21 protein-coding genes and 1 tRNA gene are annotated in these 20,349 nt (G+C 65.2%); all 22 read left to right on the top strand.

Annotated features, from left to right (window positions below):
• Position 1 precedes the first annotated feature (1 nt).
• On the top strand, positions 2 to 850 hold the full coding sequence (kdsA, locus tag LV475_RS07105; RefSeq protein ID WP_136866077.1) for a 3-deoxy-8-phosphooctulonate synthase: 849 nt from the start codon (positions 2 to 4) through the stop codon (positions 848 to 850).
• Between the two features lie 95 nt (positions 851 to 945).
• Complete coding sequence (gene eno, locus LV475_RS07100) at positions 946 to 2,223, top strand: phosphopyruvate hydratase (protein WP_250106046.1); 1,278 nt, start codon at positions 946 to 948, stop codon at positions 2,221 to 2,223.
• Between the two features lie 121 nt (positions 2,224 to 2,344).
• Positions 2,345 to 2,686, top strand: coding sequence for a septum formation initiator family protein (locus LV475_RS07095; protein ID WP_136866050.1), 342 nt, complete (start codon positions 2,345 to 2,347; stop codon positions 2,684 to 2,686).
• A gap of 95 nt (positions 2,687 to 2,781) precedes the next feature.
• Positions 2,782 to 3,576 (top strand): 2-C-methyl-D-erythritol 4-phosphate cytidylyltransferase, encoded by a 795-nt coding sequence (gene ispD / locus LV475_RS07090; protein ID WP_156573581.1) that lies wholly within the window; start codon positions 2,782 to 2,784, stop codon positions 3,574 to 3,576.
• Positions 3,569 to 4,063, top strand: a complete 495-nt coding sequence (gene ispF, locus LV475_RS07085; RefSeq protein WP_250106045.1) for a 2-C-methyl-D-erythritol 2,4-cyclodiphosphate synthase — start codon at positions 3,569 to 3,571, stop codon at positions 4,061 to 4,063. The genes ispD and ispF overlap by 8 nt, the downstream gene beginning before the upstream one ends.
• A 161-nt stretch (positions 4,064 to 4,224) precedes the next feature.
• On the top strand, positions 4,225 to 4,992 hold the full coding sequence (gene tpiA, locus LV475_RS07080) for a triose-phosphate isomerase (RefSeq protein WP_136866051.1): 768 nt from the start codon (positions 4,225 to 4,227) through the stop codon (positions 4,990 to 4,992).
• On the top strand, positions 4,992 to 5,411 hold the full coding sequence (gene secG, locus LV475_RS07075) for a preprotein translocase subunit SecG (protein ID WP_136866052.1): 420 nt from the start codon (positions 4,992 to 4,994) through the stop codon (positions 5,409 to 5,411). The genes tpiA and secG overlap by 1 nt, the downstream gene beginning before the upstream one ends.
• 54 nt (positions 5,412 to 5,465) lie before the next feature.
• Positions 5,466 to 5,550, top strand: a tRNA-Leu gene (locus LV475_RS07070).
• A gap of 136 nt (positions 5,551 to 5,686) precedes the next feature.
• Positions 5,687 to 6,043: an NADH-quinone oxidoreductase subunit A gene (locus LV475_RS07065; RefSeq protein ID WP_136866053.1), complete on the top strand. Its 357-nt coding sequence runs from the start codon at positions 5,687 to 5,689 to the stop codon at positions 6,041 to 6,043.
• A complete protein-coding gene (locus tag LV475_RS07060; protein WP_058575719.1) occupies positions 6,034 to 6,513 on the top strand; it encodes a NuoB/complex I 20 kDa subunit family protein in 480 nt (159 codons plus the stop codon). Before LV475_RS07065 ends, LV475_RS07060 begins: the two co-directional genes overlap by 10 nt.
• A gap of 33 nt (positions 6,514 to 6,546) precedes the next feature.
• The gene (locus tag LV475_RS07055) at positions 6,547 to 7,242 is read left to right on the top strand and encodes an NADH-quinone oxidoreductase subunit C (protein WP_250106044.1); all 696 of its coding nucleotides are present in this window, start codon (positions 6,547 to 6,549) and stop codon (positions 7,240 to 7,242) included.
• A gap of 3 nt (positions 7,243 to 7,245) precedes the next feature.
• On the top strand, positions 7,246 to 8,499 hold the full coding sequence (locus LV475_RS07050) for an NADH-quinone oxidoreductase subunit D (protein ID WP_250106043.1): 1,254 nt from the start codon (positions 7,246 to 7,248) through the stop codon (positions 8,497 to 8,499).
• Positions 8,499 to 8,996, top strand: a complete 498-nt coding sequence (locus LV475_RS07045) for an NADH-quinone oxidoreductase subunit NuoE family protein (protein WP_250106042.1) — start codon at positions 8,499 to 8,501, stop codon at positions 8,994 to 8,996. Before LV475_RS07050 ends, LV475_RS07045 begins: the two co-directional genes overlap by 1 nt.
• Positions 8,997 to 9,000: 4 nt before the next feature.
• Complete coding sequence (gene nuoF, locus LV475_RS07040) at positions 9,001 to 10,308, top strand: NADH-quinone oxidoreductase subunit NuoF (protein WP_250106041.1); 1,308 nt, start codon at positions 9,001 to 9,003, stop codon at positions 10,306 to 10,308.
• Positions 10,309 to 10,336: 28 nt separating this feature from the next.
• The gene (nuoG, locus tag LV475_RS07035; RefSeq protein WP_250106040.1) at positions 10,337 to 12,727 is read left to right on the top strand and encodes an NADH-quinone oxidoreductase subunit NuoG; all 2,391 of its coding nucleotides are present in this window, start codon (positions 10,337 to 10,339) and stop codon (positions 12,725 to 12,727) included.
• A gap of 32 nt (positions 12,728 to 12,759) precedes the next feature.
• A complete protein-coding gene (gene nuoH, locus LV475_RS07030) occupies positions 12,760 to 13,779 on the top strand; it encodes an NADH-quinone oxidoreductase subunit NuoH (RefSeq protein ID WP_250106092.1) in 1,020 nt (339 codons plus the stop codon).
• Positions 13,780 to 13,791: 12 nt separating this feature from the next.
• Entirely contained in the window at positions 13,792 to 14,280 is a 489-nt protein-coding gene (gene nuoI / locus LV475_RS07025; protein WP_250106039.1) for an NADH-quinone oxidoreductase subunit NuoI, read from the top strand.
• A 138-nt stretch (positions 14,281 to 14,418) separates the two neighbouring features.
• Positions 14,419 to 15,075, top strand: a complete 657-nt coding sequence (locus LV475_RS07020) for an NADH-quinone oxidoreductase subunit J (RefSeq protein WP_250106038.1) — start codon at positions 14,419 to 14,421, stop codon at positions 15,073 to 15,075.
• Positions 15,072 to 15,377: an NADH-quinone oxidoreductase subunit NuoK gene (gene nuoK / locus LV475_RS07015; RefSeq protein ID WP_058575727.1), complete on the top strand. Its 306-nt coding sequence runs from the start codon at positions 15,072 to 15,074 to the stop codon at positions 15,375 to 15,377. The genes LV475_RS07020 and nuoK overlap by 4 nt, the downstream gene beginning before the upstream one ends.
• Positions 15,378 to 15,381: 4 nt before the next feature.
• Positions 15,382 to 17,343, top strand: coding sequence for an NADH-quinone oxidoreductase subunit L (gene nuoL, locus LV475_RS07010; RefSeq protein WP_250106037.1), 1,962 nt, complete (start codon positions 15,382 to 15,384; stop codon positions 17,341 to 17,343).
• Positions 17,344 to 17,379: 36 nt separating this feature from the next.
• On the top strand, positions 17,380 to 18,900 hold the full coding sequence (locus LV475_RS07005) for an NADH-quinone oxidoreductase subunit M (protein ID WP_250106036.1): 1,521 nt from the start codon (positions 17,380 to 17,382) through the stop codon (positions 18,898 to 18,900).
• Between the two features lie 10 nt (positions 18,901 to 18,910).
• Positions 18,911 to 20,347, top strand: a complete 1,437-nt coding sequence (gene nuoN, locus LV475_RS07000; protein WP_136866062.1) for an NADH-quinone oxidoreductase subunit NuoN — start codon at positions 18,911 to 18,913, stop codon at positions 20,345 to 20,347.
• The last annotated feature ends 2 nt before the right edge of the window (positions 20,348 to 20,349 follow it).

Genomic DNA, 20,349 nt, shown 5'->3' with positions numbered 1-20,349 from the left:
GATGAAGCTCCTGGATTTCGAGGTCGGACTGGACCGGCCGCTGTTCCTGATCGCCGGTCCCTGCGTGATCGAGTCGGCGGGTCTCGCGCAGGAAACGGCCGGCCGTTTGAAGGAAATGGCAGAAACCGCCGGTATCCGGCTGATCTACAAGAGTTCCTTCGACAAGGCGAACCGGTCGTCCACGGAAAGCTTCCGCGGCCCGGGTCTGGAGAAGGGGCTGGCGATCCTCGAGGACGTCAAGCGCGAGTTCGACCTGCCCGTGCTCACGGACGTCCACGAGGACACGCCGCTCGAGGAGGTCGCCTCGGTGGTCGACGTGCTGCAGACGCCGGCCTTCCTCTGCCGCCAGACCAACTTCATCCAGAACGTCGCCCGTCAGGGCAAGCCGGTCAATATCAAGAAGGGCCAGTTCCTCGCGCCCTGGGACATGGCCAACGTGGTCGAAAAGGCCCGCGCGGTCGGCAATGACCAGGTGATGGTCTGCGAGCGCGGCGTGTCCTTCGGCTACAACACGCTGGTCTCCGACATGCGCGGCCTGGCGATCATGCGCCAGACCGGTGCGCCGGTGGTCTTCGATGCCACCCACTCGGTCCAGCAGCCGGGCGGGCAGGGCAAGGCCTCGGGCGGTCAGCGCGAGTTCGTGCCGGTGCTGGCGCGCGCCGCGGTCGCGGCCGGCGTGTCCGGGCTGTTCATGGAGACCCACCCGGATCCGGACAAGGCGCTGTCCGACGGGCCCAACGCCTGGCCGCTCGACGAGATGGCCGACCTGCTGCTGACGCTGACCACGCTCGATCGCACGGTCAAGGCCTCGGGCTTCCCGGAGAACGCGCGGCTGGGCCTGCCGGACTGAACCGGCCGTTGCCACAAGATAATTGTTGAGCGGGCCGGCCAGGTGCCGGCTCGCCACCCCATTTCAACCGAACATCAAGATCAGGAGAACACTGCATGGCAGCCATCGAGCGAGTGCACGCACGCGAAGTGATCGATTCACGCGGCAACCCCACCGTCGAGGCCGAGGTCCACCTGGCCGGCGGCATCGTGGGCCGGGCGATCGTGCCCTCCGGCGCCTCCACCGGCGCCCGCGAGGCGATCGAGCTGCGTGACGGCGACAAGAACCGCTTTCTCGGCAAGGGCGTGACCCGTGCGGTGGCCAACGTCAACGGCGAGATCAATGACGCCGTCAAGGGCATGAACGTCCACTCGCTGGCCGACATCGACAACACGATGATCGAGCTCGACGGCACCGAGAACAAGTCGCGCCTGGGCGCGAACGCCATTCTCGCCGTCTCGTTGGCCGCCGCCCAGGCCGGCGCGCTCGAGCGCGGCGAGCCGCTGTTCTCCTACCTCGGCGGCGACGCGGCCGTGACCCTGCCGGTACCGATGATGAACATCATCAACGGCGGCGAGCACGCCGACAACTCCATCGACATGCAGGAGTTCATGATCATCCCGGCCGGCGCGCCGAGCTTCTCCGAGGCACTGCGCTACGGCGTCGAGGTCTTCCACGCGTTGAAGCAGGTGCTGGCCGCGCGCGGCCTGTCCACCGCCGTCGGCGACGAGGGCGGCTTCGCCCCCGACCTGCCGTCCAACGAGGCGGCGATCGAGGCGATCATGGAGGCAATCGAGAAGGCCGGTTACACCCCGGGCAAGGACGTGTTCCTGGGCCTGGACGCGGCGAGCTCCGAGTACATCAAGGACGGCAAGTACGTCCTGACCGGCGAGAACCGGACCCTGGATGCCGCCGGGATGGTCGATCTCCTGGCCGAGTGGGTCGAGAAGTACCCGATCCTCTCGATCGAGGACGGCATGGCCGAGGACGACTGGGAGGGCTGGGCGCTGCTGACCGAGCGATTGGGCGACAAGTGCCAGCTGGTCGGTGACGACCTGTTCGTCACCAACGAGAAGATCCTGCGCGAAGGCATCGAGCGCAAGATCGCCAACTCCATGCTGGTCAAGGTCAACCAGATCGGCACCCTGACCGAGACGCTGGCGGCCATGCGCCTGGCGCAGGAAAACGGTTACACCAACGTCGTCTCCCACCGTTCGGGCGAGACCGAGGACACCACCATCGCCGATCTGGCCGTGGCGACCAACGCCGGCCAGATCAAGACCGGTTCGCTGTCGCGTTCCGATCGGATCGCCAAGTACAACCAGTTGCTGCGCATCGAGGAGCGTCTGGGCGACAAGGCCCGCTTCCCGGGCCGCGCGGCCTTTGGCCAGTAAGGTCTCGGTCCAGGCCTTCGGGACGCACTGACTCCATGCTCCTGACATCATCGATGCCACAACGCGAATCCTGCCGGATTGTGGTGTATGCGGTGCCGTCGACGGACTCGCCGAGCTTCCTGTGCGCCTGCTGACCGTCATCCTCGTGTTGATGGTGGCCGGCCTGCAATGGCGGGTCTGGTTCAGCGAGGCGTCCGTGGGTGAGGTGAATGCCAAGCAGGAGCGTCTTGCCGTCTTGCAGGCCGAGCAGACGCGTCTCGAGCGGCGCAACGAGACCCTGGTGGCCGAGGTCGACAGCCTGCGCGAAGGGGTCGACGCGGTCGAAGCGCAGGCCCGGTTGACCCTCGGCCTGGTCCGAGAGAACGAGCACTTCTATCAGGTGGTCGAGGCCGTGCGCCCCGATACCATCACGCCGCCTGCGGTCGATCCGGCACGCGTGACCCATCCGGCCATCGCCGACTGAGTCATGTGTGACTCTCTCGTACCCGCTGCCCGCATGAGCCCGTTGCTTTTCTCATTCTCCTCAGCTGCCGTCAAGACGCCCGGCACGGGGGCGCGATGAGCGCTGCGGCCGCGCCGCTGCCGCCGGCGGCGGTCAGCCCGAGCGAGGCAGGGCGCTGGTGGCTGCTGGTGCCGGCCGCCGGTTTTGGTCGCCGCATGGGGGGGGAGACGCCCAAGCAGTACCTGAGACTGGGCGGGCGACCGGTGCTCGAGATCACCCTGTCACGATTTGCCGGGCTGCCGGGGCTGGCCGGCGTGGTGTTGGTCACCAGTGAATCGCTGCCCGAGGACCTGATGCCGTCGTCCGACGTGGTCGGCGTGCCCATCCACCGTGTCGACGGGGGGGCGAGCCGGGCGTTGAGCGTACGCAACGGCTTGGCCGTCTTCCGTGATCGCTGGGCAGGCCTGTCGCCGGGGCAGGGCGACGGCCTGACCGATGGCCTGGGCGAGTGGGTGATGGTGCACGATGCCGCGCGGCCTTGCGTGTTGCGCGGCGACCTCGAGCGGCTGCTCGACGCCGCACGCTACCCGGACGGCGCCCTGCTGACGGCGCCGGTGCGCGACACCATCAAGCGTGTCGATGCCGACGGGCGGGTCACCGGGACGGTCGATCGCCGTACCCTGCGCCACGCGCTCACGCCGCAGATGTTCCCGGTCGGGGTGCTGCTCGAGGCGATCGAGCAGGGGCTGGTCGCGGGGGCGGAGATCACCGACGAGGCATCCGCGGTCGAACGGCTGGGCCTGGCCCCAAGGGTCGTGGACAGCGCCACCGACAACCTCAAGATCACGCACCCGGAGGATCTCGGCATCGCCCGCGCGATCCTCCGGCGACAGGGAGTGCTGGATGACTGACCCGTTTGCGTTGCGGATTGGGCACGGCTTCGACGTGCACGCCTTCGAGCCGGGGGATCACCTCTGGATCGGTGGCTGCCGGATCCCGTTCGATCGTGGCTTTCGCGCGCACTCGGACGGCGACGTGCTGCTGCACGCGATCTGCGATGCCCTGCTGGGCGCCGCGGCGCTGGGCGACATCGGCCGGCACTTCCCCGATACCGATCCGACCTGGGAGGGGGCGGACAGTCGCGATTTGCTGCGGCGCGTGGTCGGGTTGCTCGGTGAGCAGGGGTGGCAGCTCGTCAACGTGGATGCCACCGTGATCGCCCAGGCGCCGACGCTCGCACCCTGGATCGGACCGATGCGCGAGGCCATCGCGGCGGCGGCCGGCTGGACGGTGGCTCAGGTCAACGTCAAGGCGACCACCTCAGAGAAACTCGGCTTTACCGGGCGGGGCGAGGGGATCGCCGCCGAGGCGGTCGCGATGCTCGCTCGCCACCCGTAGGCGGATTGATTTATGGGGGGCGGCCAAGTAGGCTTGTCGCCCGTTTCCGGGGGCGGGGTACGCAACTCGCGTCGCTGTGTCCCGGGGCAATCGATATCGATACGATTTCGATAACCGAACTCTCGAATCTAGCTCTCGAACATTTCAAGTGGAACCATCGGATGCGTAAACCGATCGTCGCAGGAAACTGGAAGCTCAACGGCGCATTGGCCGACAACGAATCGCTGGTGCTGGGCGTGCTCGACGGCATGCCGGCGCTCGAGGGCATCGACGTGGCCGTCTGCCCCCCGTTCGTCTATCTGCCGCAGGTCGCCCGGCTCGCGGAATCGACCGCGCTGGACGTCGGCGCACAGAACTGTTCCGAGCACGAGAATGGGGCGTTCACCGGCGAGGTGGCCGCGCCGATGCTCGCCGACGTCGGTGCCCGCTACGTGATCTTGGGTCACTCCGAGCGTCGTGCCATGTATGGCGAGACCGACGAGATCGTCAGCGAGAAGGTCAAGGCCGCACTCGCCGCGGGACTCACCCCGATCCTGTGCGTCGGCGAGACGCTCGAGGAGCGCGAGGCCGACGAGACCGAAGCGGTGGTGCGTCGTCAGCTGGCGGCCGTGATCAGCGGCAACGGTATCCAGGCCTTCGATCGCATCGTGATCGCCTACGAGCCGGTCTGGGCAATCGGCACGGGCCGGACGGCCTCCCCGGAGCAGGCCCAGGCCGTGCACGCGTTCATCCGCGGTCAGTTGGCCGATCACGACGCGGGCATCGCCCAATCGGTACGTATTCAGTACGGCGGATCGATGAAGCCCGGCAACGCCGCGGACCTGCTCGCGCAGCCGGACATCGACGGCGGCCTGATCGGCGGGGCATCGCTCAAGGCCGAGGATTTTCTGGGAATCTGCCGCGCCGCGGCGGACACGGTAGGTAACTAATGACCACATTCGTAATCATCATCCACGTGCTGCTGGGGCTGGCCCTGATCGGGCTGGTGCTCATCCAGCATGGCAAGGGCGCGGATGCCGGCGCCGCCTTCGGTTCGGGCGCGTCTGGCACCGTTCACGGGGCCCGTGGGCCGGCAAACACCCTGCAGAAGGTCACCGGCTGGATGGTCGTGGCCTTTTTCGGCACGAGTTTGTTGCTTGCCTACGTGATTAACACTTCCCAGGAGCCCTCGAGCGTGGTAGATTCTGCACCCGTTTCCGAGAGCGGGAACGCGCCAGAGCAAGACGGACGCACCCCGTCCGACAAGCCGGCAGGCACGCCGACCGACGTCCCATCCTCGAACTCGGCGGCACCCTCTGGGCAGGAAGACGGCAGCACCCAATCGCCGTCGGACGTGCCCGGACAGTAACGGCGAGCAATCGCCGTTGCGGCCGGATCAAGCGATGATCCGGTGACAACCAAAGCGGACGTGGTGGAACTGGTAGACACGCTATCTTGAGGGGGTAGTGGCGAAAGCCGTGTGGGTTCGAGTCCCACCGTCCGCACCAAACACACTTTTCCGGTTCGATTCGTTATTCTTGTACGTTGCCGTGGTGATTTCTCCCGGCGCGCGCAAGGCAGTCGAACGCGCAGAAAAAACCGGTCGGGATCGACCCGGCCGGGTTTCGAGCAAGAGGGTGTCAGATGCTTGAAGGCTACATTCCCATCCTGATCTTCTTCGGTGTGGCCACCCTGTTCTCCCTGGGTCTCCTGGTCGTCGGCCAGGTGCTGGCACCCAATCGGCCGGATGCGGCCAAGCTGGATGCGTACGAGTGCGGTTTCGCGCCTTTTGAAGACGCGCGCATGAAGTTCGACATCCGCTACTACCTGGTCGCCATCCTGTTCATCATCTTCGACCTGGAGATCGCCTTCCTGTTCCCCTGGGCCGTCGCGCTCGAGGACATCGGCGGCTTCGGGCTCGCGGCCATGGCCATCTTTCTGGGCGTGCTCGTGATCGGCTTCATTTACGAGTGGAAGAAGGGGGCGCTGGAATGGGAGTAGAAGGCGTTCTGGAGAAGGGCTTTGTCACCACCTCGGCCGACAAGCTGATCAACTGGGCGCGCACCGGTTCGCTGTGGCCGATGACGTTCGGTCTGGCCTGCTGCGCCGTCGAGATGATGCACGCCGGTGCGGCGCGCTATGACCTCGACCGCTTCGGGGTGGTGTTCCGTCCCAGTCCGCGTCAGTCGGACGTCATGATCGTGGCCGGTACGCTGGTCAACAAGATGGCGCCGGCCCTGCGCAAGGTATACGACCAGATGGCCGAGCCGCGCTGGGTGATCTCGATGGGGTCCTGCGCCAACGGCGGCGGTTACTATCACTATTCCTATTCGGTGGTGCGCGGTTGTGACCGCATCGTGCCGGTGGATATCTACGTGCCCGGCTGTCCGCCCACGGCGGAGGCGCTGCTATACGGGATCATCCAGCTGCAGAACAAGATCCGTCGTACCAACACCATCGCGCGTGCCTGACCGGTACCGGCAAGCCCAGGGGTAGTCTCATCCATGAACCTGCAAACGGCCCTCAAGGAGACCATCGGCGAGTACATCGTCGATCAGACCATCGACCGTGGCGAATTGACCATCCAGGTCGAGGCCAAGCATTGGCGTGAAGTCGCGGAGCGTCTCGAGAAAAGCGAGGCGACGCGCTTCGAGCAGTGTGTCGATATCTGTGGCGTCGACTACCTGGAGTACGGTCGCGACGAGTGGGCTGGTGAAGAGACCGTTTCGTACACCGGCTACAGCCGGGGTGTGGAGCCGAACACCAGCGGCTGGCTCAAATTCGGTGACGATCCCGACGACGTCGATCTCGGCCGTCCGCGCTTCGCGGTCGTCGCTCACCTGCTCTCCTATACGCACAACTGGCGTCTGCGGGTGCGGATCTACTGCCCGGACGATCAAGCACCGGCGGTGCCGTCGGTCGTGGCCGTGTGGGCGGGTGTGAACTGGTTCGAGCGCGAGGCGTTCGACCTGTTCGGCATCCTGTTTGACGGCCACCCGGACCTGCGTCGCATCCTGACGGACTACGGTTTCGTCGGCCACCCGTTCCGCAAGGATTTCCCGCTGATCGGGCATGTCGAGGTGCGTTACGACGACGAGAAACAGCGCGTCGTGTACGAACCGGTGTCGATCGAGCCTCGGGTGCTGGTACCGAAGGTACGCCGTGATGACAGCCGCTACATTGACCTCGACGAGGGCTGATAGATGCCGGAAATCGCCAACTACACCCTGAACTTCGGCCCCCAGCACCCGTCGGCCCACGGCGTGCTGCGTTTGGTGCTCGAGATGGACGGCGAAACGGTCGTTCGTGCCGACCCGCATATCGGCCTGCTGCACCGTGCCACCGAAAAACTCGCCGAGAACAAGCCCTATAACCAGTCGATCGGTTACATGGACCGGCTCGACTACGTCTCGATGATGTGCAACGAACACGCCTACGTGCGCGCCATCGAGCAGCTGCTGGACCTCGAGATCCCCGAGCGTGCCCAGTACATCCGGGTGATGTTCGACGAGATCACCCGCATCCTGAACCACCTGCTGTGGCTGGGCGCACACGCGCTCGACATCGGCGCGATGGCGGTCTTCCTGTACGCCTTCCGCGAGCGCGAGGACCTGATGGACTGCTACGAGGCGGTCTCCGGGGCGCGCCTGCACGCGACCTACTACCGCCCGGGCGGCGTCGCGCGCGACCTGCCGGACTCGATGCCCAAGTACCAGGCCTCGAAGTGGCACAGCGAGCGCGAAGTCAAGCGCATGAACGAGCCGCGTCAGGGCTCGCTGCTCGACTTCCTCGAGGACTTTACCGAGCGTTTCCCGAAGTACGTCGACGAGTACGAGACCCTGCTCACCGATAACCGCATCTGGAAGCAGCGTACGGTCGACATCGGCGTCGTCTCCAAGGAGCGTGCGCTGCAGATGGGGTTCACCGGTCCGATGCTGCGCGGCTCGGGCATCGAATGGGATCTGCGCAAGCACCAGCCGTACGCGGTCTACGACCAGCTCGACTTCGACATTCCGGTCGGTGTGAACGGCGACTGCTACGACCGATACCTGGTGCGTGTCGAAGAGATGCGGCAATCCAATCGCATCATCCGTCAGTGCATCGATTGGTTGCGCAAGAACCCGGGTCCGGTCATGGCCGATGACCACAAGATCGTTCCGCCGCGCCGCGAGGAACTCAAGGCGGACATGGAGTCCCTGATCCATCACTTCAAGCTGTTCACCGAGGGTTACACTCTGCCCAAGGGCGAAGCGTATTCCGCGATTGAGCACCCGAAGGGCGAGTTCGGCATTTATCTCGTCTCCGACGGGTCCAACAAGCCGTACCGCGTCAAGATCCGTGCGGCTGGCTTTGCGCACCTGTCGGGTCTCGACGAGATGTCGCGCGGCCACATGCTGGCCGACGTCGTGGCGATCATCGGTACCCAGGACATCGTATTCGGAGAGGTCGACCGCTGATGACCGAGAGCAAACTCCACCTGCTGACCGATCACAGCCGCGAGGAGATCGACGGCTGGCTCGCTCGTTACCCCGAGGACCAGAAGCAGTCGGCCTCGCTGGCTGCCCTGCGGATCGTGCAACACCAGAATGACGGGCACGTCACCGTCGAGTTGATGGATGCCGTGGCCGAATACCTCGAGATGGAGCCGATCTCGGTCTACGAGGTGGCGTCGTTCTACTCCATGATCGAGACCAAGCCCTGTGGCCGTCATCACGTCTCGGTCTGCACCAACATTGCCTGCTCGCTGATGGGTTCCGACGAGATCGTCGAGCATTGCGAGAAGAAGCTGGGCATCAAGACCGGCGAGTCGACGCCGGATGGCCGAATCCTGCTGAAGAAGGAAGAGGAATGCCTCGCGGCCTGCGGCGGCGGGCCGATGATGCAGGTCGATCACGTCTACTACGAGAATCTCACCCCGGAACGGGTCGACGAGATTCTCGACAAGCTGGATTGACGCCATGAGTTTCAATTACGCGAGTTCCACTGCGGTCTGCTTCGCCACACTGGGTCACGACAAGCCCTGGTCGCTCGAGGCCTACCTCGAGTCCGGCGGCTACCAGGCCTGGAAGAAGATCCTCGAGGAGAAGACCGATCCGGCCCTGATCATCGAGGAGATCAAGACCTCCAACCTGCGCGGGCGCGGCGGCGCCGGCTTCCCGACCGGACTGAAGTGGTCGTTCATGCCGCGTAACGCCCCGGGGCAGAAATACATCGTCTGCAACTCGGACGAGTCCGAGCCGGGCACGTTCAAGGATCGCCAGATCCTGATGAACAACCCGCACGCCCTGGTCGAGGGCATGGCGATCGCCGGCTACGCCATCGGCGCGACCAAGGGTTACAACTACATGCGCGGCGAGTTCTCGGACCTGGTGTTCCAGCGCTTCGAGCAGGCCGTGCGCGAGGCCTACGAGTACGGCGTGCTCGGCGAGAACATCCAGGGTTCGGGCATCGACTTCGACCTCTACGGTTCGCTCGGTGCCGGGGCCTACATCTGCGGCGAGGAAACCGCGCTGCTCGAATCGCTCGAGGGCAAGAAGGGCCAGCCGCGCTTTAAGCCGCCGTTCCCGGCGAACTTCGGCCTGTACGGCCGGCCGACCACGGTCAACAACACCGAGACGCTGTCCTCCGTGCCGGCGATCATGCGCAACGGCGGGCAGTGGTTCGCCGATCTGGGCGTGCCGAACAGCGGCGGCGTGAAGATCTGGTCGGTCTCCGGCCACGTCAACAAGCCGGGCGTGTTCGAGATCCCGATGGGCACGCCCTTCGCGGATCTGCTCGAGATGGCCGGCGGCATGCGCGACGGCAAGAAGTGCAAGGCCGTGATCCCGGGCGGCACGTCCTCCCCGGTGATCCCGGGCGAGATCATGCTCGAGACGAACATGGACTACGACTCGATCGCCAAGTCGGGCACGTTCCTCGGGTCGGGCGGTCTGATCGTCATGGACGAAGACACCTGCATGGTCAAGGCCCTGCGGCGTGTCGCTCAGTTCTACTACAAGGAATCCTGCGGGCAGTGCACGCCGTGCCGCGAAGGTACCGGCTGGCTGTATCGCATGCTCAATCGCATCATCGACGGCAAAGGCACGCTCGAGGATCTCGACCGCCTCGACGATGTCGCCAGCAAGATCGAGGGCCGCACCATTTGCGCCTTCGGCGACGCGGCGGCCACGCCGGTACGGAGCTTCATCAAGCACTTCCGTCCGGAATTCGAGTACTACATCAAGCACGGCCACAGCATGGTCGACCGCGCATCCCAGGCGGCCTAAGGCCGGCCGTGCAATCAGGTTTCCAGGTATGAGTGACGAGCAGATTACCTTTGAAGTCGACGGCATGACCCTCCAGGGCAACCCGGGGGACATGCTGATCGAGGTGACGGACAAGGCGGGGATCAACATCCCGCGCTTCTGTTATCACCGCAAGCTGTCGATCGCGGCCAACTGCCGCATGTGCCTGGTGGAGGTCGAGCGCGCGCCCAAGCCGCTGCCGGCCTGTTCGACCCCCATTTCCGAGGGCATGAAGGTCTCCACGCGCAGCCCCAAGGCGATTTCCGCCCAGCGCTCGACCATGGAGTTCCTGCTGATCAACCACCCGCTCGACTGCCCGATCTGCGACCAGGGCGGCGAGTGTGAGCTCCAGGACGTGGCCATGGGCTACGGCGAGGGCGTGGGCCAGTACTCCGAGGCCAAGCGCGTGGTCAAGGACAAGGACATCGGCCCGCTGATCGCGACCGACATGACGCGCTGCATCCACTGCACCCGCTGCGTGCGCTTCGGCGAGGAAATCGCCGGTCTCAAGGAGCTGGGCGCCACCGGTCGCTCCGATCAGATGGAGATCGGCACCTACATCTCCAAGAGCGTGACCTCCGAGCTCTCGGGCAACGTGATCGACCTGTGCCCGGTTGGCGCACTGACCGCCAAGCCGTCGCGCTACACGCACCGTCCGTGGGAGCTGGTCCAGCACAAGCACCTCTCCACGCATGACGCGTTCGGCTCGAACCTCTACATCCACACCCGCGAAGGGCGGGTGATGCGGACCGTTCCGCGCGACAACGACGCGGTCAACGAGACCTGGATTGCCGACCGCGACCGCTACGCCTACACCGGCCTGTTCACCGACGATCGCCTGACCCGCCCGATGGTCAAGCGCGATGGCGAGTGGGTAACCACCAGCTGGGAGGAGGCGCTGGAGGCCGCCGCCCAGGGAATCCAGCGGATCGTCAACGAGCAGGGCCCGACCGCGCTGGGTGCGCTGGTCTCGCCGAACGCGAGCCTCGAGGAGCAGTACCTCACCGCGCGCATCGTCCGCGGCATGGGCTCGAACAACATCGATCACCGCCTGCGGCAGACCGACTTCTCCGGTGACGCCGACGACCCGGTCATGCCGTGGCTGGGCATGGACATCCCGGCGATCGCCGAACTCAACGCCGCCCTGACCGTCGGCATGGCGGTGCGCGAGGAGGTGCCGCTGTTCGGCCACCGCCTGCGCCAGACGGCCCTGAACAACCAGGCACGGATCACGCTGATCCACCCGTACCAACAGGATCTCACCTTCCCGGCGCGCCAGGCCCCGAGCCGCGTGGCCGAAGGGGGAGAGCTCGGCAGCCTGCTGGCACTGCTCAAGGCCGCCGGCGGCGAGATCCCGGCGAGTCTGGCCGACCACCCGGTAGCGACCGTCGATGACGCCGCCACCATCGTCGAGGAGCTGAAGACCGCCGAGAACGGCGCGATCTTCCTCGGTGCGGTGGCGCAGAATGCGCCGGACTTCGCCGCGATTCGTGCGGTGGCCGCCGAACTGGCCCGCCTGACCGGCACGCAACTCGGCATCGTCGCCCAGGGCGGCAACGCCGCCGGTGCGTGGCTGGCCGGTGCCGTACCGCACCGGGCCGCCGGTGGGGCCGATGCCGTCGGACTGGGCCGTCACGCCGCCGACATGCTGGCCGAGCCCTGCGAGGCGATGATCCTGCAGGGCGTCGAGCCCGAGCACGATTCCGCGGCCGGCGAGGCGGCCATCGAGCGCCTCGAGCGCGCCGGCTGTGTGGTCGCGATCACGAGTTTCGTCACCCCGGCGATGAAGCGCTACGCCGACGTGCTTCTGCCGATGGGCACGGCCGTCGAGACGGCCGGGACCTGGGTTAACGGCGAGGGTCGTTGGCAGTCGGTCAACGGTGCCGTGCGCTCGCTGGGCGAGTCGCGTCCGGCCTGGAAGATCCTGCGCGTGCTGGGCAACCTCCTGGACCTCAACGGCTTTGACTACATGGCCGTCACCGAGGTGCGCCGCGAGGTGCAGACGCACTGCCAGGAGGTCGCGCTCGAGAACAAGACCGCCGCGCTTGCCGAGGCACGCTTCGAGCTGCCCGCCAAGGCCGAGCCGGGCGCCTACCAGCGCATCGCGCCGGTCGCCATGTACGGCATCGACCCGGTCATCCGTCGTGCCACGCCGTTGCAAGGCACCGAGAAGGCCGAGCTGCAGCGTCACGTGCTGGTCAATCCGACCGACGCCGAACGCGAGGGCTGGGAAGACGACATGACCGCGGCGATCGTGCAGGACGGCGTGCGCGTCGAGCTGCCGATTCGCGTCGACCCGCGCGTCACGCCGGGTAGCGTGATCGTGTTCAGCGGCATGCACGCCGGGGAACTGGCGCCGCGCGCCGGTTCGGTCGCAATTCAGGTGGAGGTCGCCGCATGATCACCGAATGGCTTTCCCCGGTCATCGGCTGGATGTCGCCGTCGTGGCAGTACTTCGTGGTGCACGTGCTGCTGACGCTGGTGATCGTGATGCCGATCGTGGTGGCGGTTGCCTACCTGACGCTCGCCGAGCGTAAGGTCATCGGTTACATGCACGTGCGCATCGGCCCGAACCGCGTCGGCCCGCGCGGGCTGTTCCAGCCGTTCGCGGACGTGTTCAAGCTGATGTTCAAGGAGGTGATCACCCCGACGGTCGCCAACAAGTTCATCTTCTACCTCGCGCCGGTCCTGATCCTGGTCGCCGCGCTGGTCGCCTGGGCGGTCATCCCGTTCGATGACGGCTGGGTGCTGGCCGACATCAACGCGGGTCTGCTCTACGTGCTGGCGATCGGCGCGGCCGGCGTCTACGGCGTGATCCTGGCCGGCTGGGCATCCAACTCCAAGTACGCGCTGCTCGGCGGCATGCGCTCGGCGGCTCACAAGGTCGCCTACGAACTGGCGATGGGCTTTGCCCTGGTCGGCGTGCTGATGGTGTCCGGCAGCCTCAATCTCTCCGAGATCGTCCGCGGCCAGGAGGGCAGCATCCTGCACTGGTACTGGCTGCCGCTGCTGCCGATGTTCGTGGTCTACTTCGTCTCCGGCGTGGCCGAGACCAACCGCGCGCCGTTCGATATCTCCGAGGGTGAGTCCGAGATCGTCGCCGGCTTCCACGTCGAGTACTCCGGCATCGCCTTCGCGCTGTTCATGCTCGCCGAGTACGCCAGCATGATCCTCATCTCGGCGCTGACCGCGGTCTTGTTCCTGGGCGGCTGGCTGTCTCCCTTCCAGGGCACGTTCCTCGAGCCGGTGTTCGCCTTCGTGCCGGGCATCGTCTGGTTCCTGCTCAAGATCTCGTTCCTGCTGTTCGTCTTCATCTGGTTCCGCGCGACATTCCCGCGTTTCCGTTACGACCAGATCATGCGTCTCGGCTGGAAGGTCTTCATTCCGGTGACGATCCTCTGGATCGCGGTGGAAGGCGCGTTCTTCTTCTTCGAAGTCGGTCCCTGGTTCTAAGAGGTTCCTGCGATGAACGCGATCAAGCATTTCTTCAAGACGTGGTTCCTGTGGGAACTGTTCCTCGGCATGTCGGTGACCGGCAAGTACTTCTTCGGTCACAAGTACACGGTGCAGTACCCCGAGGAGAAGACCCCGCAGTCGCCGCGCTTCCGTGGCCTGCACGCGTTGCGCCGCTACGCCAACGGCGAGGAGCGTTGTATTGCCTGCAAGCTCTGCGAGGCGGTCTGTCCGGCACTGGCGATCACGATCGAGTCCGAGCAGCGCGAGGACGGCACCCGCCGGACCACGCGCTATGACATCGACCTGTTCAAGTGCATCTACTGCGGCTTCTGCGAGGAGGCCTGCCCGGTCGATTCCATCGTCGAGACAAGGGTTTACGAGTACCACTTCGAGAATCGTGGCGAGAACATCATGACCAAGGACATGCTCCTGGAAATCGGTGATCGCCTCGAGTCGCAGATCGCGGCCGACCGCCTGGCGGACGCCGCTTACCGATAACGAATCACGGCAACGGGCGCGCGGGTCGGTGGTCGTGGTAACGTCCCGCACCGGCCAGGGCCCGCGGCCTCGAAAAACGAACGGAACAACGGTCAACCGGCTCAGGGGCGGGCGCCCGCTCCCAGCAGAAGGATAGTCATGTCGCTCTATCAGATCCTTTTTTACGTGTTCGCCTCGGTCGCGGTCGTCGCCGCGATTCGGGTGGTGACGGTCAAGAACCCCGTGCACGCCGCACTGTTCCTGGTGCTGACGTTCTTCTCCACCGCGCTGATCTGGATCCTGATGGAGGCGGAGTTCCTCGGCATCGTCCTCCTGCTCGTCTACGTCGGCGCGGTCATGGTGCTGTTCCTGTTCGTGGTGATGATGCTCGACGTGAACATCGCCCCGCTGCGTGAAGGCTTCATCAAGAACCTGCCGGTGGGCGTGTTCGTCGCCCTGGTGATGATCGTCGAGCTCGCCCTGATCCTCGGTCCGGCAAGCTTCGGTCTGGATATCTACCCGTCGCCCGAGCCGGCGCCGGCCGATGCGGGCAACACGCTGGCCATCGGCCAGGTGCTCTACACCAAGTTCGTCTACCCGTTCGAGATCGCGGCGTTCATCCTGCTGGTCGCGATCGTCGCGGCGATCGCGCTGGCGCACCGCCGTCGGCCGGGCGTGCACTACCAGGACATCGACGCCCAGGTGCGCGTGCGCGCCGAGGATCGTGTCCGCATCGCCCAGCTGGACGCCGACAAGACCCGCCGCGGCGACCTGTCGGACGAGTCTTGTGCCAAACAGGATAAGGAAACGTCATGATCAGCCTGTCCGAGTTCCTGATCTTCGGCGGTCTGCTGTTCTCGATCAGCGTCGCCGGCATCTTTCTCAACCGCAAGAACGTCCTCGTGCTGCTGATGGCGATCGAGTTGATGCTGCTTGCGGTCAACGTGAACTTCGTGGCGTTCTCGCACTTCTCCGGCGATATCGACGGACAGGCGTTCGTGTTCTTCGTCCTGACCGTCGCCGCGGCCGAGGCGGCCATCGGCCTCGCCATCCTGGTGACGCTGTTCCGCAATCGACGCACGATCAACGTCGAAGACCTGACCGAGATGAAGGGCTGATTCAATGGAAAAGGTTTATCTTGCCGTCGTACTTGCCCCGCTGATCGCCTCGATCATCGCGGGCCTGTTCGGACGACAGATCGGTCGGTCCGGCGCCCACTGGGTCACGATCATCGGCGTGGCGATCGCGCTGGTCGCCTCGGTGTACGCCTTCTACATGCACGTCTTCGGCGGGCTGGGGACGTTCGACGGCACCGTCTATACCTGGATCGCCTCGGACCTGTTCGAGTTCAACATCGGCTTTTTGGTCGACAACCTCACCGTGATGATGATGGTGGTGGTCACCGCCGTCTCGCTGATGGTGCACATCTACACCATCGGCTACATGCACGATGACCCCGGCTACCAGCGCTTTTTCAGCTACATCTCGCTGTTCACCTTCTCCATGCTGATGCTGGTGATGTCGAACAACCTGCTGCAGCTGTTCTTCGGTTGGGAGGCCGTGGGTCTGGTCTCCTACCTGCTGATCGGCTTCTGGTACAAGCGCGAGTCGGCGATCTTCGCCAACCTCAAGGCCTTCATCGTCAACCGCGTGGGTGACTTCGGCTTTCTGCTCGGCATCGCCGCGATCCTGATGTACACCGACTCGCTGCACTACGCGACCGTCTTCGAGCGGCTGCCGGAGCTCGCCGACATCACCGTCGAGTACTGGCCGGGCGTCGAATGGTCGCTGATCAGCGTGATCGCGATCCTGCTGTTCATCGGTGCGATGGGCAAGTCCGCCCAGGTGCCGCTGCACGTGTGGCTGCCGGACTCGATGGAAGGCCCGACGCCGATCTCCGCGCTGATCCACGCGGCGACCATGGTCACCGCCGGTATCTTCATGGTGGCGCGCTTCTCGCCGTTGTTCGAGCTGTCCGACGCCGCGCTGTCGTTCATCCTGGTGATCGGTGCCGTGACCGCGATCTTCATGGGCCTGCTGGGTATCGTCCAGCACGACATCAAGCGCGTGATCGCCTATTCGACGCTCTCGCAGCTCGGCTTTATGACCGCGGCACTGGGCGTGTCGGCCTACAGCCCGGCCCTGTTCCACCTGATGACCCACGCCTTCTTCAAGGCGCTGCTGTTCCTGGCGGCCGGCTCGGTGATCATCGCGCTGCACCACGAGCAGGACATGCGCAAGATGGGGGGGCTGGCCAAGACGCTGCCGATCACCTTCGCCACCTTCTTTATCGGGGCGCTGGCGCTGATCGGCTTCCCGGGCACCTCGGGCTTCTACTCCAAGGAGTCGATCATCTACGCCGTGGCCGCCTCGGAGCTGCCCGGGGCCGAGTTCGCCTACTGGGCGCTGTTCATCGGGGTGTTCGTGACCGCCTTCTACACCTTCCGCATGCTGTTCCTGGTGTTCTTCGGCGAGTCGCGCATGGACAAGCACACCGCCTCGCACGCCAAGGAATCGCCCAAGGTGGTCACCGTGCCGCTGGTGCTGCTGGCCGTGCCGTCGCTGATCGTCGGTTTCCTGGTGATCGAGCCGTTGCTGTTCGGTGCCTACTTCGATGACTCGATCCGCGTGCTGGCGACCCACGGCGCCATGGCGACGCTCGAGGAGCAGTTCAAGGGCGCCTGGGGCATGTTCCTCTACGGCTGGACCACGCCGGTGGTCTGGATGGCGCTGGCCGGTGTCGCAACCGCGGCGATCATGTATCTCGGCATGCCGAAGGTGCTGCCGCCGTTGTTCGCCCGCGTCTTCGCCTGGCCCAAGCGCATCCTCGAGGAAGGCTACGGCTTTGACAGCTTCAACAACACCGTCATCGCCGGCGGCTCGCGGCTCCTGGGTCGCGGGTTGTGGAAGGGCGCCGATCTCGGCGCGATCGACGGCTGGCTGGTCAACGGCTCGGCGAAGGTGGTGGGCAGCATGGCCCGCACCTGGCGCCTGATCCAGACCGGCTACCTCTACCATTACGCGTTCGTCATGATCCTCGGCCTGATCGGGCTGCTGACCTGGATCGTGTTCGTCGGCGCGTAACGCCCATACCGATAACAAGCGAAGGAAAACGGTTCGATGCTGACCTCCTGGCCCATACTGAGCCTGCTCGTCTGGTTGCCGATCGCGGCAGGCCTTGCCGTGATGCTGTTCGGCGAACGACGTGCCGCCTCGGCGCGCTGGTTCGCGCTGATCGTCTCCGTCGTGGTCTTCGTGATCAGCCTCGGCCTGATCGTCGGATTCAACACGCAGACCGCCGCGATGCAGTTCGTCGAGCACCTGCCGTGGATCCCGGCCTTCGGCATCAACTACGCGCTCGGCGTCGACGGCATCTCGATGCCGCTGATCGTGCTGACCACCTTCACCACCATCCTCGTGGTGGTCGCCGCGTGGGACGTGATCAAGGACAAGGCGCACCAGTACCTGGCCGCCTTCCTGATCATGGAAGGCATGATGAACGGCACCTTTGCCGCGATGGACGCCATCGTTTTCTACTTCTTCTTCGAAGGCATGCTGATCCCGATGTTCATCATCATCGGCATCTGGGGCGGCCCGCAGCGCGTCTACGCGACCATCAAGTTCTTCCTCTACACCTTCCTCGGCTCGGTGTTCATGCTGGTCGCGCTGATCTACATGTACTTCCAGGCCGGCAGCTTCGCAATCCCGGTGTTCCACGAACTGCCGCTGACGCTGACCGAGCAGATCCTGATCTTCCTGGCGTTCCTGATCGCCTTCGCGGTCAAGATCCCGATGTGGCCGGTGCATACCTGGTTGCCGGATGCCCACGTCGAGGCGCCCACCGGCGGCTCGGTGATCCTGGCGGCGATCATGCTCAAGATCGGCGGCTACGGCTTCCTGCGCTTCTCGTTGCCGATGACGCCGGATGCGGCGGCGACGCTCGATTGGCTGATGATCGCGCTGTCGCTGATCGCGATCGTCTACATCGGCCTGGTCGCCATGGTCCAGTCGGACATGAAGAAGCTGGTCGCCTACTCGTCGATCTCGCACATGGGCTTCGTCACCCTGGGCCTGTTCGTGATCTACATGATCGTCGCCAACCCGCACAACGCCTCGGCCAGTGGCGTGACCCTGGCGCTCGAGGGCGCGATGGTGCAGATGATCTCCCACGGCCTGATCTCCGCGGCGATGTTCCTTTCCATCGGCGTGCTCTACGACCGGCTGCACACCCGCGACATTTCGGCCTACGGTGGGGTGGTCAACACCATGCCGTGGTTCGGGGCGCTGGTGGTGCTGTTCGCTATGGCCAACGTCGGCCTGCCGGGCACCTCGGGCTTCGTCGGCGAATTCATGGTCATCCTCGCCGCCTTCAAGGCCAACTTCTGGATCGCGCTCACCGCGGCCCTGACGCTGATCATCGGCGCGGCCTACACCCTGTGGATGGTCAAGCGCGTGATCTTCGGCGAGGTGAAGAACGAGGGCGTCAAGACGCTCCAGGATCTCAATTTCCGCGAGGCCTGGATTCTGGGCGTGCTCGCGTTCCTGATCGTACTGATCGGCGTCTGGCCGAACCCGCTGGTCGAGGTCATGCACGCCTCGATCGAGAACCTGGCGCAACAGGCGCTGACCACCAAGTTGTAAGACGTTCCCTATGACACTCGCCTCACTGAACCTGCAACCGGTCCTGCCCGAAATCGTCCTCGCGGCGATGGCCTGTTTGATCCTGCTCGTCGACCCGTTCCTGCCCAAGCGCGGGCCGACGGTCAGCTTCGTGCTCTCGATCCTCACCCTGATCGCGCTGTTCGTGATCACCCTGGTGCAGATGGACGATCATGTGCGCATGAGTTTCGGCGACATGGTGGTCAACGACCCCATGGCCGACGTGATGAAGCTGGTGGTCTACGTGCTGGTGGCCGCGGTGTTCGTCATCTCGCGCACCTATCTGCGCCAGCGCGGTATCGACAAGGGCGAGTACTACATGCTCGGTCTGTTCGGCGTGCTGGGGATGATGATCACCATCTCCTCCAACCACCTGCTGCTGCTCTACCTCGGCCTGGAGCTGATGTCGCTGGCGATGTACGCCATGACCGCGTTCAAGCGCGACGACGGCCGCGCCTCGGAGGCGGCGATGAAGTACTTCGTGCTGGGCGCGCTCGCCTCGGGCATCCTGCTCTACGGCATGTCGTTGCTCTACGGCGTGACCGGCGACCTGACGCTCACCGCGATCGCCGAGTCGGTCGCCAGCGGCGAGGAGTCGATGGCCCTGAAGGCGGCCGTGGTCCTGATCGTGGTCGGTGCCGTGTTCAAGATGGGTATCGCGCCGTTCCACATGTGGCTGCCGGACGTCTACGAAGGCGCGCCGACGGCCGTGACCCTGTACCTCGCCGCCGCGCCCAAGATCGCCGCGCTCGCGCTGGTGCTGCGTCTGCTGGTCGACGGCATGGGGCCGCTGTTCGCCGACTGGCAACCGATGCTGATCGTGGTGGCGATGCTCTCGATGGCCATCGGCAACGTGGTCGCGATCGCGCAGACCAGCTTCAAGCGGATGCTGACCTACTCGACCATCGGTCACGTCGGTTTCATCCTGCTGGGCGTGCTGGCCGGCACCAACGAGGGCTACGCCGCCGCGCTGTTCTACACCATCGCCTACGCGGCGATGACCATCGGCGGCTTCGGCATCATCCTGCTGCTGGCACGCCAGGGATTCGAGGCCGAGAGCCTGGACGACCTCAAGGGGCTGAACGATCGCAGCCCGGTCATGGCGTTCGTCTTCCTGCTGCTGATGTTCTCCATGGCGGGCATCCCGTTCACCTTCGGCTTCTGGGCGAAACTTGCCGTGCTCCAGTCGGTCGTAGGGATCGGGCTGTGGTGGCTGGCGACCTTCGCCGTGGTCACCGCGGTGATCGGTGCGTTCTACTACCTGCGCGCGGTCAAGATGGTGTACTTCGACGCGCCGGAGGACACGAGCCCCATCGAAGCCGATGCCAACGTGCGGGGCGTGCTGGTCCTGTCCGGCGCCTCCATGCTGATTTTCGGCCTGTACCCGACCGGTCTGACCGCGCTGAGTGCCGGCGCCTTCGGCCTGTAAGC

The organism is Guyparkeria hydrothermalis (assembly GCF_023555375.1).
GTDB classification, from domain to species: Bacteria; Pseudomonadota; Gammaproteobacteria; order Halothiobacillales; family Halothiobacillaceae; genus Guyparkeria; species Guyparkeria hydrothermalis.
Note: the sequence above shows the minus strand (reverse complement) of the source record. Positions and strands in the feature narration are given on the sequence as shown.